This is a genomic window from Paenibacillus sp. Y859 (assembly GCF_056786405.1).
The window spans coordinates 387,277-402,718 of sequence record NZ_JBXCIZ010000002.1; the positions used below are offsets into that span (position 1 = coordinate 387,277).

The 15,442-nt window shown below is 42.8% G+C and carries 15 protein-coding genes; 7 read left to right on the plus strand and 8 right to left on the minus strand.

The features are described 5' to 3' along the window. The first annotated feature begins 221 nt into the window (after window positions 1-221). From AC1TO8_RS06625 to AC1TO8_RS06650, 6 genes are all read left to right on the plus strand, one after another. A complete protein-coding gene (locus AC1TO8_RS06625) occupies window positions 222-1,997 on the plus strand; it encodes a DAK2 domain-containing protein (RefSeq protein WP_482054800.1) in 1,776 nt (591 codons plus the stop codon). A gap of 27 nt (window positions 1,998-2,024) precedes the next feature. After that, the gene (locus AC1TO8_RS06630; RefSeq protein WP_482054801.1) at window positions 2,025-2,882 is read left to right on the plus strand and encodes a DegV family protein; all 858 of its coding nucleotides are present in this window, start codon (window positions 2,025-2,027) and stop codon (window positions 2,880-2,882) included. A gap of 21 nt (window positions 2,883-2,903) precedes the next feature. Then, complete coding sequence (gene recG / locus AC1TO8_RS06635; RefSeq protein ID WP_482055242.1) at window positions 2,904-4,955, plus strand: ATP-dependent DNA helicase RecG; 2,052 nt, start codon at window positions 2,904-2,906, stop codon at window positions 4,953-4,955. 63 nt (window positions 4,956-5,018) lie between these two features. Next, window positions 5,019-5,306 carry a stage VI sporulation protein F gene (locus AC1TO8_RS06640; protein WP_482055243.1) on the plus strand — a complete coding sequence of 96 codons (288 nt, stop codon included), beginning with the start codon at window positions 5,019-5,021 and terminating at the stop codon, window positions 5,304-5,306. 907 nt (window positions 5,307-6,213) lie between these two features. Next, complete coding sequence (locus AC1TO8_RS06645; protein ID WP_482054802.1) at window positions 6,214-6,684, plus strand: DUF6323 family protein; 471 nt, start codon at window positions 6,214-6,216, stop codon at window positions 6,682-6,684. Beyond that, a complete protein-coding gene (locus AC1TO8_RS06650; protein ID WP_482054803.1) occupies window positions 6,684-8,123 on the plus strand; it encodes a DUF6179 domain-containing protein in 1,440 nt (479 codons plus the stop codon). Before AC1TO8_RS06645 ends, AC1TO8_RS06650 begins: the two co-directional genes overlap by 1 nt. 34 nt (window positions 8,124-8,157) lie before the next feature. On the opposite strand, the gene AC1TO8_RS06655 is transcribed toward AC1TO8_RS06650, so the two are convergent. From AC1TO8_RS06655 to AC1TO8_RS06670, 4 genes are read right to left on the minus strand one after another with little or no spacing between them, the layout of a single operon-like run. After that, entirely contained in the window at window positions 8,158-8,448 is a 291-nt protein-coding gene (locus AC1TO8_RS06655) for a hypothetical protein (RefSeq protein ID WP_482054804.1), read from the minus strand. Between the two features lie 57 nt (window positions 8,449-8,505). Then, window positions 8,506-9,000 (minus strand): YhjD family protein, encoded by a 495-nt coding sequence (locus AC1TO8_RS06660; protein WP_482054805.1) that lies wholly within the window; start codon window positions 8,998-9,000, stop codon window positions 8,506-8,508. After that, entirely contained in the window at window positions 8,997-10,265 is a 1,269-nt protein-coding gene (locus AC1TO8_RS06665; RefSeq protein WP_482054806.1) for a DNA polymerase IV, read from the minus strand. Before AC1TO8_RS06665 ends, AC1TO8_RS06660 begins: the two co-directional genes overlap by 4 nt. After that, a complete protein-coding gene (locus tag AC1TO8_RS06670) occupies window positions 10,255-10,635 on the minus strand; it encodes a YhjD family protein (protein ID WP_482054807.1) in 381 nt (126 codons plus the stop codon). Before AC1TO8_RS06670 ends, AC1TO8_RS06665 begins: the two co-directional genes overlap by 11 nt. A 170-nt stretch (window positions 10,636-10,805) precedes the next feature. Here AC1TO8_RS06670 and AC1TO8_RS06675 point away from each other — a divergent pair, with 170 nt between their 5' ends. After that, window positions 10,806-11,303, plus strand: coding sequence for a Crp/Fnr family transcriptional regulator (locus AC1TO8_RS06675; RefSeq protein WP_482054808.1), 498 nt, complete (start codon window positions 10,806-10,808; stop codon window positions 11,301-11,303). 110 nt (window positions 11,304-11,413) lie between these two features. Here AC1TO8_RS06675 and hmpA read toward each other — a convergent pair whose 3' ends face one another. From hmpA to AC1TO8_RS06695, 4 genes are all read right to left on the minus strand, one after another. After that, the gene (gene hmpA, locus AC1TO8_RS06680; RefSeq protein WP_482054809.1) at window positions 11,414-12,619 is read right to left on the minus strand and encodes an NO-inducible flavohemoprotein; all 1,206 of its coding nucleotides are present in this window, start codon (window positions 12,617-12,619) and stop codon (window positions 11,414-11,416) included. Between the two features lie 267 nt (window positions 12,620-12,886). After that, the gene (locus tag AC1TO8_RS06685) at window positions 12,887-13,867 is read right to left on the minus strand and encodes a multicopper oxidase domain-containing protein (protein WP_482054810.1); all 981 of its coding nucleotides are present in this window, start codon (window positions 13,865-13,867) and stop codon (window positions 12,887-12,889) included. 23 nt (window positions 13,868-13,890) lie between these two features. Beyond that, window positions 13,891-14,187 carry a metal-sulfur cluster assembly factor gene (locus tag AC1TO8_RS06690; protein WP_482055244.1) on the minus strand — a complete coding sequence of 99 codons (297 nt, stop codon included), beginning with the start codon at window positions 14,185-14,187 and terminating at the stop codon, window positions 13,891-13,893. Between the two features lie 5 nt (window positions 14,188-14,192). Further along, entirely contained in the window at window positions 14,193-15,437 is a 1,245-nt protein-coding gene (locus AC1TO8_RS06695; RefSeq protein WP_482054811.1) for a hypothetical protein, read from the minus strand. Between the last annotated feature and the right edge of the window lie 5 nt (window positions 15,438-15,442).

Genomic DNA, 15,442 nt, shown 5'->3' on the forward strand with positions numbered 1-15,442 from the left:
ATAAACAATACTTATATATAGTATCACAGCAAAAAATGCTTAGTCAACCATCGGCAAAAACATTTATTTCTTTTCATTCTTATAGTACAATGTTGTATAGCTTATACTAATATAAAATAAGTAGGAATATAAGCTGATTCTTTGATAGTAAATGTAGTATTATGAAATATAAATAACGAGGCTAGTTCTTGGTGTAACGAGCTAGGAAGGGGAATTTTCACTTGAGTAAGCGTTCTTTGAATGGAACAGATTTTACCGCGATGGTTATACTTGGCGCGGAACAACTACAACAGCATGCAGAACATGTGAATGCTCTTAACGTATTTCCGGTACCTGATGGAGATACGGGAACAAACATGAATTTAACGATGACAGCAGGTGTTACTGAATTAAAGAGAAATAATAATGAATCTATTGGACATAATGCCGGTGTATTGTCTAAAGGTCTTCTAATGGGAGCACGAGGCAACTCTGGTGTTATTCTATCGCAATTATTTCGTGGGTTTGGACGTTACGTAGCTAATAATGAAGAATTGAACACACAGCAATTTGCTGCGGCGCTGCAGCTTGGGGTAGATACAGCTTACAAGGCTGTAGTTAAGCCTGTCGAAGGCACAATTCTCACGGTAGCTAAGGAAGCTGCTAAGCATGCGTTATACGTCTCTAGACGGAGTAGCGACATTGTAGAATTGATGGAACAAGTACTTATAAAGGCTAAAGAAGCGTTAGCTCATACGCCAGAATTACTACCTATACTTAAACAGGTAGGAGTAGTAGATTCGGGTGGACAAGGACTTGTGTATATTTATGAAGGATTTCTACAGCATTTAAAGGGTGGAATTGGGCTAAGTTCAGGAGAGCAATATTCTTCGGGAACAGCTTCTAAGGCAAATCAACCACCACTTCAGGTAACTAAGGTTGTCTCTCAAGTTCCTATGAGTGCTCAGTCGAACTTAGTGACTGAAGATATTGAGTTCCTATATGATATGGAATTCTTCATTAATCGTCAAATAGGAGAGGCTCATGTTAGCTTGTTCGACGAAGAACAATTTCGAAAGTCGTTGTCAGTCAATGGGGATTCAATCATCGTTATTGCTGATGATGAGATTATCAAAGTTCATGTACATTCTAAATCTCCAGGTGAAGTTCTGGATCTAGCTTTGAAATATGGTGAAATTACGCAAATTCATATTCTGAATATGCGTGAACAACATCGTGATCTACTCTCTACAGGAATAGATAGTTCACCTATGCCAGAATTGTTCGCTGATATTCCGATGAGTGTTGGAATTACGGCACAAGCGACAGCAGAACCTCCTGCCGATGAAATGGCTCCATATGGTTTCATTGCCGTCTCTTCCGGACAAGGTATTACGGAAATATTCACAAGCTTAGGTGTTGACGCTGTTCTCTTTGGGGGACAGACGATGAATCCGAGTACGGAAGACTTCGTAAACGCCATTTCCTCTATTTCTGCTCAACATATTTATTTGCTACCTAATAACTCGAACATTATACTTGCAGCTCAGCAGGCGCGGGAATTGCTTGAGGGGGAACGCAGTGTAACGGTTATCCCAAGTAAGAGTATTCCTCAAGGAATGGCTGCTGCTTTTGCTTTTGCGGAAGAAGAGAATGAAGTTAACAATACTGAGAATATGTTGGCAGCCATTGCACATGTGAAGTCAGGTCAGGTAACTCATGCGATTAGGGATACCGTTATTGATGAGCTTGAGATTAAGGCGGGACAATATATTGGTATTCAGAATTCCAATATTGTAGCGGCTAATGAAGATTTACTGGGAACTTGTCAGAGTTTGCTAGCTCAAATGCTGGTGAATCAAGATGAGATTGTAACTGTCTTAGCAGGTGAAGAGGCCGACGCAGAGATGACAGCCCAACTTGAGGCTTGGTTACAAGAACAGTATCCAAAAGCAGAGATAGAGATTCATGACGGTGGACAACCGATTTATTATTATCTGTTTGCAGTTGAATCCTAAATAATGATCATGTAAGGGGAGATTACCTTGGCTCATACCGTTATAGTTACGGACAGTACGGCTGATATTCCAGAAGAGTTAGCGAAGAAGCATGGCATTCGTGTTATTCCGTTGCGGTTACAGTTTGGCGAGGAATCGTTGCTGGATGGTGTTGAGATCTCGGCAAAGGAATTTTATGATCGGTTGGATAAGGCTACAGTGCTACCGACTACATCTCAGCCATCCCCTGCGGATTATGTTGTAGTGTACGAGCAAATTCAACAAGAGCATCCTGGCGCGTCGATTCTATCCATTCATATTTCCTCGGGTTTAAGCGGCACATATCAATCAGCACTCATTGCCAAATCGATGATGGAGGAGAATCTTGATCTTACGGTTGTTGATTCTCTTTCAGCTTCTTATGGTTTTGGCTTGCTTGTTGTACATGCGGCGCGTCTTGCTAGCGAAGGTATGGCAGCAGAGGATATTGTGGTGGCTGTTGAACAATTGCGTAAGGAACGGAAACTTTATTTCTTAGTAGATACATTAGAGTATTTGCAAAAAGGTGGAAGAATTGGCAAAGCAGCGGCATTATTCGGTACGTTACTTAATATTAAGCCGATTCTCTCTATTGATCCAGAAGGTATTATATACGCGGTCGAGAAGGTAAGAGGTCGTAATAAGGCTGTTGCACGTATGATTGAGTTATTCCAACAGGACCTTGGCAATATTGAAAAAATAAATGTGGCGGTGGGTCATACGGCAAATCCTGCTTCTGCCGAGTCTTTCTTAGCAGAACTTTCTGGTCATTTCAAACTGGAAGAAGTCGTATTAACTAATGTGGGTCCTGTCGTAGGAAGTCATGTTGGTAGAGGGACTATTGCTGTATTTATATGGCCTGCTTGAATTGAGGTATAGATTATGAATATGAACATTTCACTGGATCAGATATCAGTCAAACAGGTACGTGGCGTGAGTGCTCCTAAAGAAGGAGAGCTTCACGCCTTTGGCATCTTTACGGTCAAAGATTTACTGGAGTATTATCCCTATCGTTATGAGGATTATCGGCTTCGTTCTTTGAGTGAGGTTAAGAGTGGGGATAAGATTACGATTCAGGCAAAAGTTGTTGGCGTTCCTGTGTTGCAACGCTATGGGACTAAATCACGTCTGAGTTGTAAAATGATGGCGGAAGAGTGGATGTTTACAGCGACATGGTTTAATCGCCAATTTCTCCGTGATCAATTGACAGTAGGTCGTGAAATTATTCTGAATGGCAAGTGGGAACAACGGCGTATGCAACTTACGGTGTCTGATTCGGAGTTCCCAGATCAAGGTATAAAGCGTGGAGGTACCCTGCAGCCTGTCTATTCTGTAGGAGCTAAGATTACGCAGGCATGGATTCGTAAGACGATAGGACAAGCACTGACGCAGTATGGGGAGATGATCCCAGAAATACTACCGCAGGACTTGTTGAAGAAATATCAATTTTTATCGCGTAAGAAAGCTATTACTATCATTCATAAACCAGAGGATACCGAGGAAGGACAACGGGGTAGACAACGGATGGTGTATGAAGAGTTATTTCTATTTCAATTGAAAATGCAAGCGTTCCGATCTTTGAGTAGAGGACGTATGGATGGCGTAATACATACCGTAGAGAATTCCGTGATCCGTGAATTTGTAAGAAGCCTTCCTTTTGAACTGACGGATGCCCAGAAGAAAGTAGAACTGGAAATTTTGCGCGATATGCGGGCGTCTTACTGTATGAATCGATTGCTTCAAGGGGATGTTGGATCTGGAAAAACGATTGTCGCGGCCATCGCTCTTTATGCAACGGTACGCTCGGGATTTCAAGGTGCGCTGATGGTACCTACGGAGATATTAGCAGAACAACATTTGCGATCATTGGTACGTTTGTTTGAACCTTTGGGCATCTCGGTCGGTTTACTCACAGGTAGTGTGACGGGACGTAAGCGTAAGGATCTACTGGCATCATTGCAGATGGGGATGATCGACGTCGTTGTCGGTACACATGCTCTGATTCAAGAAGAGGTATTCTTCCGCAATCTTGGACTAGTCGTTACGGACGAGCAACATCGCTTCGGAGTCAATCAGCGAAGTGTGCTTCGCCGTAAAGGTTACAATCCTGATGTATTGACGATGACAGCGACACCGATACCTCGTACGCTCGCTATAACGGCTTTTGGTGATATGGATGTCTCTACACTCACGGAGCGTCCTAAGGGCCGTATACCGATCTCTACGTACTGGGTGAAACATAGTATGATGGAGCGTGTGCTTGGATTCATTTCCAAAGAAGTAGATCAAGGTAGGCAGGCTTATCTCATCTGCCCGTTGATTGAGGAATCGGAGAAGCTAGACGTGCAAAATGTGATTGATCTGCATATTCAGATGCAACAAGCCTTTCCGACCTATCGTGTGGGATTATTACATGGTCGAATGACACCAGCTGAGAAGGAAGAGGCGATGCAAGCTTTTAACCGGAATGAAGTGCAGCTACTCGTATCGACTACAGTGGTGGAAGTAGGGGTAGACGTTCCTAATGCTACACTCATGATCATTATGGATGCAGATCGATTCGGACTGTCGCAGTTGCACCAGCTAAGAGGGCGTGTCGGGCGAGGACAACATGCTTCTTATTGTGTGTTGATTGCTGATCCGAAGTCTGAGGTTGGGCAAGAGCGGATGAGGGTCATGACGGAGACAGATGATGGATTCGAGGTATCACGTCGAGACCTCGAACTACGTGGGCCCGGAGATTTCTTCGGGACGAAGCAGAGTGGTCTACCTGAATTCCGATTGGCGGACATGGTGGCTGACTTTGCAGTGTTAGAACAAGCGCGTGATGATGTCTCAGAACTGATTGCAGAGCCTACCTTCTGGACATCCATATCGTATGAACCACTTCGGCATTATCTACAACAGGAGCAGATTTTTCAAGAAAACTTGATTGACTAGGCACATTGGACAACTCTCGCGTCATATACTGAGGAAGATTGTATTTGACGGGAGGTGCCGATGTTGAGTTATCAGCAGTATGGAATCAGCCCGCAGTTAGTAGAGCGGATTAAACTTAAAATGAAAAATCCAGCGACCAAAGAGCGTATCAAGGGCCTCGTTGACGGTGTCACGAAACAGGACTTGCAAAATGCTCCCAAGGTACAGCGCTTGGTTAGGTCGACAGCCAAAGTGCTAAATGAGAAATTCACTTCTGCAGAAGAAGAGAAATTCGTCCGTTTTGTGTTAGGTCAGCGTATTGATCCTAACAATACCTTCCATCTGATTAAGCTGTGGGGTATGTTTCGGTAGTTCATACTTAGGTTGGAGAGCCCTCGGGGGATGCCCCGGGGGTTCTATAAGTTAGCAAACTTGTGTGTGGGATGCCGCTATGATAACGGGTTGTCCTTACGATCGCTGTTGCCCTCTGATTTCTTGGTTGTATACCACATAGCGGTTGAAACCAGAGGGCAAAGCATATGCTTTCGAAGTAGCTTTCCGTAGGAAAGCTTGTAGGCGAACGCTACCGCTTCTTCAGGCCAATTCCGTCCTCTTCGCTACTTCGAACTTTATTCATTTTTTTTGCAAGTACTATATTTCGTTCAGAGTCATCTTTTGTGCAATTTACTTGTGCAAAAGATGGCTTTTTTAGTATAGCGTGCCCAGAGACACGCATTATCTAGTTGGTGAAAGTCCAACCGAAGAAGAGGCCAAGCCACCTTCGTAGCTAGGATACCTACGTATGGCGAAATCTGTACGTAGAAGCGTATCGACAAAAGTCTTTGTCGCAGACAAAGCGAGCAACATACCAGGTCGTAACATGAAGAGAATCCTGCCGCATCGTCAAAAAAGGCCGCGCAAGAGGGAAGTGAGGAAGCTGAGTCTATGTATATGGCTATTCGTTAGATCGTCTCTGAAAGAAGATTTTATATTGCAAGTTCTATGTAGATGCATAAAAAAGCGGCTCTTGCATATGCAAGGCCGCTTTAAATTTCAATATCAGAAAAAAACAAAATCTATTTGACAAAAAAAGGATTAATATATATCATTGAATCTGAATTATAAAGTATACACTCAACTAATAATCATACCACATAAAATATTGGAAGTCAAGTGTTGTTTATCGGAATTGTTGAAATTATTTAAGGGGGAGGTGGATGTTGAGGATAACATCTTTTTCCCTGGTAAATAGCACAAGTTGAGAGAGGGAGGAACTCCTATGTTTTTATCACGTATATTCAACTCCTTGAATACTTCGATGCAGGAACAGGCTGTGGTCCAGATCCTTGAGCTGAATGAGAAGACCAAAGAGTATGGGCTGGTGTTGTCTCCTGAAGAAGTGAGGCAAATGATTCTTTCCAGAAATCAGGTACTTCACAACTATGGACGCGTGGAACTGAGTATTGAAGTGACCAAGGATTTAATTGAGGTTTTTTCCGCGTCCCCTTACACCCATGAAGATGATTATGCCTATATATTGAATGAGTTGCACGAGATTTTTTACTATCTCAAAAACGAAACTGAGGACAAAATCAGTGACTACAAGTTGATCGAAAAGATGAGGGAACTCTTTGACGAAGATTGTGGAGGTTCTCTAGATTTACTGAAAAGTAAGCTGGAAGAGTATGCAGAGGTCTTCCGAAGAGAGATACAGCAGAACGAGGCTTTACTTGAAAGGGATGATGACTAGTGGGAACAGCGGACTACGATGATTTTCAATCACTGGTTGCCCAAGGAAACATTAAAAGAAAGAATCTCAAACGACACCAGTATACGGTATCTCTTATGAATGAAGGGCTTCGTACTGGGGTGTTGAACAGTCAGGAAGTTTACGGAATGCAAAATAAGCTGATGCTCGTCTTGCAAAACCTAATCAAGCGCTATACACAAGGAGAGAGTTCATCGGTTACTTCGGAAACAGCGGAAAGTATCTTCACCTCAATGTTATATGCAGTGGATGTTTATTTTCAGAGCGTGGAGACACCCGAGAAGGCGCTGATTCAGCTAAAAATGGATGATATTCAATATATCTATGAAAAAGGGGTTCAGTTTGTAAATGCATGCTTTGAAGAAACGAAACAGCTTTATAATGAAGTTAAAAAAAATAAGCTGGATGTTCCTATAGATGCCTACAACATGACCATTGACGAATCCCTGCCTATTTTTATGAAAAAATATGGAATTATCTTTGACGCTCATAATACGATGGCCAGCATTGATTATCCTCTCGCGATTGATGATATGCGACTTCAGGGCGTCATTTATATTAGACAATATTTAGAGCGTCTTCACATTGAAACAAAATTTTGTCAGTTGTTCAGTCACGAAGATCTTCTCGATACTTTGGTGAACTTTGGAAAGGCATGTAGGTTTGATTACAGAATCGAATTGTTCAATATTTATGAATTGATGTTAAAAAATGCGGTTTTTTCGATTTTGTCAGGTGGGGAAGTAGGTCAAGTCAAGATTTCGTCTTATCAATTCGAGCAGTTGGAGCGGGCATTGACTCAGGCGACTCCTGATAAAGTTGATTTTATCGTCGGTGAAGCGATAGAGCGTCTTCAGAATGATTTGAATATAAGTGATCTTCAAATGAGAGATTACATGGATCAATGCAAGACTGAATTGGTGCAGCGGATCGTTAATGCGGCAAAATCCCGTAGCCTTCATGCCGTTATTATTATCCGGCAGGAAGAAAGAATAAAGTCTGTTGAAATTTCTTTGAATCCCGAAGATCGTATGAGGGATATTGAACTGCGGAAATTGCTAGCTGAAGTTATGGAAACTGATAAGAAAGAGGACAAGGCTCAGCTTATCAAATCCCGACTGTATTCACTTCACGATTATTTGGATGTTTTTGAATCTGACAGCCTTTACGGAGACGAATATGGTGCGCTTTTTGCCCTGTTCGGGGACATTGAGCTGGCGATCTTGTCCAAGATTGTTTTTTACGAGGAACTGCGGAGCGATTTCCTCGATTTTCAAATCATAGTGTCAGACCACGACGGAAGCGAAGATGAATGGAAGACACACTACATTGAATTTATGCAGGGGTTGAGTCCAGACCAGATCAAGTCTATTGAGAATCTTATCGATATGATCGATTATGAAGAAATCAAGTTCTATTGAAAAACAATCTAGGGAGGACGATCAATGTACTAGCCTAATCCGAACGAATTGAGTGATGATAATATCGACCATTAGGACGCTTTTGAGTACAGTAATAGTAGCTGTTACGCCCAATTCCTAGCATCTTACACAATTTTCTTTTGCTATGTTTGTCAGACTGGGATACGACCACATTCGTAACCTCACGATTACTTATCATTTGGCGAATATGGTCATAGCTTTTTTTAGGATCTCGTTTTCCTCTCCAAGCTGTTTTCCCTTTACGATGGAGTTCAACGATCATGGTTTTGAACTCATCACTATATCTTCCTTGCTTAGCTCCCATAGCTGGACACAACTTTTCATTATTATTTTAGCAGTCCTCCATCTTGTGTCCACTACTTCATACTAGCTCCAGTTTCATATCCACAGCCAAGCTTCCCACATATCTCCCAATCCTCACGCTGATCTCAGCCCGCATAAAGTCTCTTGTCATCGTGAATTGATCCTCACAGCCGCGGCAAGTATAGAGATACGTGAGTTCGGAATCATTCTTGGTATCTTCGAATACGCGAATATTTCTCTCGTGAAGAAGCTTTTTGGATTTCTGCATGTCCTCTCGTATATGGTTAGCCAGTACCTTTGCAGCTGTGGAATACAATAACTTAAGCATTTGAGGAGACCTCTCAACCTCCAAGATTTTCTTCTCTACAATATGGAGCATGACCGGAAGAAGGATGTATTCCCGCATCATTTCGAACTCCTGTCTTGTCGGGGGTTCTTTCGATTGAAGCGAGCCGCTATTGTGTATGGACATGGATAACGATTGTTCTCTATGCTGGGGGAGCATCATTCGACTGGACTCCCATAAGCCATTGCCCTCTAGTTTTTTACTCATTTATAATGGCCTCCAATTTTTTGTGATCTTTCTAATGCCTGGCCCGAAGTGGTGATAGATGAAGCTCTTACGATAGCCATGCTACCATAACGTTCTTTAATCGTATCCGTGACTTTATCTAAAGCTCGGGACTTAATCTGATCATCAAACAGTGTCATCTGGTATTCCTGATCATTCTCTAAGTTGCTAAGGATTAATCCGATTCGACGAACAGGAAGTGTGTTCCAGTAACGGTAAAAGAGTGTCTTGGCTGCTTCGTAGACAACGTTGGTGTTATTAGTTGGATCAGGCATCTTCATTTGCCGAGAGAAACTCGTAGGATCTTCGTAAGGACTACACGTACAACTTACTGAAATGACAGAACCCATATATCCCTTGCGACGACAATCGCGGCATACCTCTTCTGTGAGCTCCAGAAGTATCGTATTGATCTGATCTTCATCAACATAATCTTTAGGCAATGTGATCATATGACCGACTGATTTAGGTGCTGTGTTAAAAGTGCCCGGTGTAACAGGGGAGTCATCCCAACCGTTAGCCGTTCTCCACATCACCTCGGCCTGAATATCGCTTTGTTTGCCGAAACGCGCTCGAAATCGTTCCTTTAATCGGGGTAAGGGCGTTCTAGCGATATCACCAATCGTATGCATTCCGAGACGTGAGAAGTGTGCCGTCATCTTAGAGCCTACTCCGAACATTTTGTTTACAGGCTGCGGCCATAATAAGGATTCAACTTCCGACTTAGGTAAGGTGAATATGCCATTCTCATTCTTTTTGGCCCAAATGTCTGTGGCAATTTTGGAAAGTATTTTATTAGAGCTGATGCCTACCCGTACTTTCACGCCTGTCTGTTTAATGACCTTCTGTTGTATGGATTGTGCCATCGTGATAGGATCTCCGTACATACGTAGACTTCCGGATACGTCCAGAAATTGTTCATCTATGGAAAATATCTCGACGAGGTCGGTATACTCCTTGTAAATTTGTGTGATCATAAGCGAAACATCAATATAATGCTGCATTCTGGGGCGCATGACAATGAGGTCAGGGCACTTGCTCAAGGCCTCGCCTAATCTTTCTGCTGTAGTCACTCCGAAGTTCTTAGCTAGAGGACAGGCTGCTAGAATAATACCTGAGCGACGCGCCGGGTCCCCAGCCACAACAAGAGGTTTATTCTTGTATTGTGGGTAGTCCGCCTTTTCGACGCTGGCGTAGAAACTCTGGCAATCTGCTAGGAAAATAACCCGTTCTCGTTTACCGTTCATGCCAATCACCTCCGCGTATGCTCATAAGCATGGTGTATATTTCTGCCTTTATTAGACCTCGTAACATATTGAAATGGTGGATATAACCACGTACTTTATACTCAACCTCAATACCGAGCGTATTCATGTCCGTGCTCAAGATGATAATCTGTCGTTGTTTCATCCTATTCTTAAGAATCTGTAATACAGGATATATGGATTGCTCGACCTCTTTCAGATGATGAATAACATAATGGTATATGATCTTATCTTGATAGATCGTTAAATGATCGATATCCCTTGCTAACATATCCAGTAGAATGGGTAGCAAGGTATACTCTTTAATAATTTGGATATCTTCTTCTGTTTCTAAGCTTGGATTAATACTCATCTTTCACACCACCACAATGAGAACGTATATTCTTATTGTATTATATACCGAACATGGGTTCGTTATGCAAGTGTATTTCTTGGAAGTAAGGTATCATCTTCTGTTATAATAGATTCAATGAGGTTGGCCAAGGCTTCTTTGAAGGCCTATAACATAATGGAGGAACGGAAATGATTGTACATAAAGGGGAAATTTTATTCCGTCAAGGAGATACTGGGGAATACCTATACCATGTTAAAAGCGGGCTATTTAAAGTAACTAGACTGCACGAGAATGGAAATATGGTATTGTTCAATATTTTATATTCGGGAGAAACGGTTCCGCATCACTCACTCATTACGCCTAAAGAAATGCATGGTACAGCTATTGCATTGATGCGTAGTGAGGTGGAAGTTATACCTGCTAACGAATGGTATCGTCAATTGCAAGAGGAGCCTAACAAGCCAATGGAGATAGCCCTATTACTACAGGCGAAGCTACGGTTTATGCAACAGCGACTGGATCATCTGACCGTTGGTACTCCGGCGGAGCGCTTGGAGCTACTCACGGAATGGTTGGATGATTTCTCTCATGGAGTGGATGTGACGGAATTGTTGACACAAGAGGAGATTGGACAATTGATCGGAGTTCGGAGAGAGACGGTCAATCGTTTGTTGCGATTGAAATAATGAATAATGAGTAATACAGCGAGGGACTAATCCTTAGGTCAATATTGACTTAAGGATTAGTCCCTCGTATTTGATGAGGTCAACCGCAATTGCGGAACGGACTCTCTGTATTAATCTGTCAAGCTACCCGCAGGCCCGAAGAATTCAAAATGAATTCTTTCCGCTGGCACTTTCCATTCTAATAGCGCCTTAAATATGGCACTCATGAAAGGAGTAGGTCCGCAGAAATAGAAATCAGCTTGTTGATCTACGACCCCTTGAAGCCAAGGGAGATCAATATAACCAGATTTATGGCAGACATCCTCTTCATTTGGAGATTCGTAGCACACATAGGATTTCAGATGGGGATGGCATTGCTCCAATTCCTCAATTAATCCTTTCATAGCATGCAGTCTACCATTGATAGCGGCGTGAATATATGTTACTTCACGTTGTGGTTGTTCAGCTGCTAACGTCTCAAGCATACTCACCATTGGAGTGAGTCCGACACCGCCGCTAATCAGGACTACCGGGATATCGGTACTGCGATCTAGTGTGAAGTCTCCAGCTGGAGCACTCACTTCCAGTACTGTACCTACATTAACTTCCTCGTGGAGGTAAGTAGATACGACTCCCGCAGGCTTGTTATCTGCTTCGTCTTCTCGTTTGACGGTGATGCGATAATAAGGTTGTCCCGATGCAGTTGACAGACTATAGTGACGAATGTGAGTGTATTTCTCACCTTCTGGTTGAACACGCAAGGTGATATATTGTCCCGGCAAATAAGAGGAAATAGCACCTCCATCCTGAGGGGTGAGATAGAACGAAGTAATAAATTCACTTTCTTTTATTTTCTGACTGACAACGAAGTTTCTGAATCCGCTCCAGCCACCTGGTGCTTCCGCAGCTTCACGATACTTCTCTACTTCAACACCGATGAATGCATCAGCAATTACGCCATAGGCTTCAGCCCAAGCATTCAGAATTTCTGGAGTCGCTGCATCACCAAGAACTTGGGCAATAGCAGCTAATAAGGTTTCACCGACAATCGGATAATGTTCAGGTAATACACCCAATGCGCGGTGCTTCTCTGCAATCTGTTTCACCACAGGGAGAATATTTCCTAGTTGATCAATATTTACTGCCGCAGCTAATACTGCATTGGCAAGGGCTGTCTGTTGTTTGCCTTGGCGTTGGTTGGCATGATTGAATATATTTAATAGTTCAGGATGGTTCTCAAATAACATACCGTAGAAGGCAGTTGTGATCGTTGTTCCATGAATCTGCAATACAGGAACGGTTGATTTAATAATCTCAATGGTACGTTGATCTAACATATATATTACCTCTTTCCTACAATCAGATATTTGCTACTTATAAAGCGTATAGAAGTGGCGGGGGTGAAAGTGTGCTTTTCATCACATGAAAAATTGCTAAATTGTGAACAAGCTGAATTTAGCAATGACATTTATCACGATAAAGATGTGAAAAATGACTTGAAAACACAATAAAACACAAAAACCACCATATTCTTTATGAACAAAGTGGTTATAGTGCGTTTTCAAAAGGTCACCTTTTGAACAACTTCTTACAGTGTACCAATCTCAATTTGGCGTCGGGGTTTCTCCCGGATCCAAGCCGTCGGAAGTGACTCGGAGAATGGCAATGGCTCCTTTGGTAGCATCGTTGAGTTGATGGGTTACAATGGGGTAATCCCCCACTTCGTTTACGACGAATTCTACCACGGCACCGCCGCTAACTGGGATCATGACGGTTTGTAGACCATATAACATATTCTTCGGATTGCCGTCCGTATACACTACATCCATAATGGCCCCGACGACGTGGAAAGAGGATACTTTATTGGGACCGACATTGTTAACATATATTCGAACCCGATCCCCAACCTTAGCCAGTAAAGGATGTTCCTTCAAGGTAAAGTCATCTCCGTTAAATACGACATACTCAGGTGCACCATCTAAAAAGGCATTGAAATCATGTTCTGCATACCACTCACTCTGTACAATAGTATACTCACGATCGACTTCATTATCCGTCGGATAACCATCTTTCGGTTCAACGATGATGACACCATACATACCATTGGCGATATGTTCTAACATCGGGTCTGTGCCACAATGGTACATGAATACACCTGGCATATTAGCTGAGTAAGTAAAGCTACCATGCTCAAGTGGCATAATGTCCACGAAGTTCGTGCTAGGAGAAGTCTGGACAGCATGGAAGTCCATGGAGTGTGGCATGGTAGGGTCGATATTATTCAGAGTGAAGTTAAGCGTATCCCCTTCTTTCACTCGAAGGACAGGACCGGGTACTGTACCATTGAATGTCCAAGCATTATAGAAAACACCAGAAGAAATTTCCACATCGGTTACTTGCGCAGTCATTTCGATATGAACGATATTGCCTTCGCGAACGATAACAGGCTCAACTGGAGGCTGATTCACTGTTTCCACAATAAACTCGTCTTCATCTTCAAGGACAGGTACAGGATTGACGTAGAAGCCAGTTATAATAATAGCAAATCCGATTACAACAATGAGATACAACTTCCAGTTGAACATTGTAAACAGCCTCCAATCTGAGATTACATATATCCGAGGTCTTCTTTCGCTTCATCGGACATGAGACTTGGCGACCAAGCCGGTTCCCATACGACCTCGACTTCGACAGATAGAACCCCAGGCTCTACTTCGAGTGCCCTCTTCACACCACCGACGATCATATCGTGCATAGGACAGCCTGGTGTCGTTAGTGTCATCACGACAGACACGACTCCATCTACGAACTGAAGGTCATAAATAAGTCCAAGATCAACGATGTTGACACCAAGCTCCGGATCATACACCTCTTTGAGGCATTCTCTAATAAATTCCACTTTAATCCCTCCTATTTCGTAAATACACTGGCAATCAGACTTATATAGAGGAGCGAACTTAAAGCTAGTATACTTCCTCCGATGGATGTGACCCACGGCTGATTCCAACTCAGACCTATCATAAGTATAAATAATGAGCTGACGATGACGGTTAATCCAATATGAACATGACGATCATTGATTAAATCGGACATGGTTGGTATTTTCTTTTTGCCTATTAAAGGACCATATTTATGTGTCCACCATAGGAATGGAACGATTTTGGATAAATAAGATAGAAGCGTGAGTCCGACCCATCCCCATAAATACAGCCAACCAAGGATGACGACCATCCGGGATTGCACCATCATGTCTGGCATGAAAGGAGAGAGGATAAGGATGGAGATCCCAATCACTGTCAAAGAATGTGTTAGAGCAAGAGTCCATTTCATACCCATGCCAGGATTAGGTTTGTGTCGATGCTTAACAATTTGAGATAGATGAATGGAATAAGCGATCATGGCGAGTACAACTAATAGTAACCCTGACCATTTCAACCATGCAGGTCCATTAAACAGAAATGATAAAGCGCCGACAAGTACGCCTGCATTCCATAGCGCAATCACGACTTTTTGCAACCACTCTGGATATTCATGAGATAGATAGAACATAGGGAACATTTTATAGCTGAAGCCTGTAATGAGCATTCCGAACCAGCCAAACGCTGCAAAACAGATATGAGCGCCAAGTAATTGTTCGTGGAAGTCACCCCACTGATCGAAATAAAAGTTTAACCCCATGAGCATACCTGAGATTCCGGTAAGTACGAGATAGGTGACAGAACAGGCAAGGCTTACGGTTATCGTACTCCATTTCCTAGCGCGAACGAGCGTCACACCGATATTAATGGCGAACAACAGAATACCAATGAAAGCAACGGTGGCGAATCCCGCGATCCACATCACCTGCATCGATTGAAAGCCAATGAGTAATCCTGCCGTTCCGACTGCAAAAAAACCATAATGAAGATAACCGAGTGTTCTACTGAATAAGCTGTGGTTTTGCAGTACGACAGGGGTGAGTTGATACACAGCGCCCATCGCAATCATCGTTGCCCAACCTAACACGAGTAGATGGACGCGGAACCATCCAGTTGGGTACCTAGGCTCCTCGCTAAACATGGTTAGCCATGTTGCGAAATCGAATAAGGAAAATAGCTGGAATAGCGCGAAGCTGATGAGACCGGTAATAATGAACAGAAACGGCAGGCGAAACATGGGCA